This is a genomic window from Cytobacillus oceanisediminis 2691 (assembly GCF_007678455.1).
In the GTDB taxonomy this organism is placed as follows: domain Bacteria; phylum Bacillota; class Bacilli; order Bacillales; family Cytobacillaceae; genus Mesobacillus; species Mesobacillus oceanisediminis_A.
In genome coordinates this window covers 1-265 of the sequence record NZ_VEEP01000248.1, presented here as the reverse complement: position 1 = coordinate 265, position 265 = coordinate 1, and the positions used below count along the sequence as shown (strand labels likewise).

Here is a 265-nt window from a genome sequence, read left to right as displayed (position 1 = left end):
GTTGTTGTTGAGGAGGGGAGTGGTGAGGAAGTGGAGTTCGATATGCGAAGTGATTGCGCTGAATGTGAAAGGGAGGTTGTGAGGATAGAGGGTGAGGTTGCGCTTGGGTGGATGAATGGGAAATGTGGTGGGGAAATGAGGGAAGGGTTGATGGATTTGGTTTGGGGTGATGCGATGAAGATGGAGGGGGTTGGTGAAAGAGTGGTGAGGGAGTTGTTTGCGGAGGAGGTGATGAAGGATGTTGTGGAGATTTACAAGCTGACAG

1 pseudogene is annotated in these 265 nt (G+C 50.9%); it reads left to right on the top strand.

Annotated features, from left to right (window positions below):
- A pseudogene (ligA, locus tag FS736_RS24690) lies at window positions 1–265 on the top strand (NAD-dependent DNA ligase LigA); the annotation flags it as partial.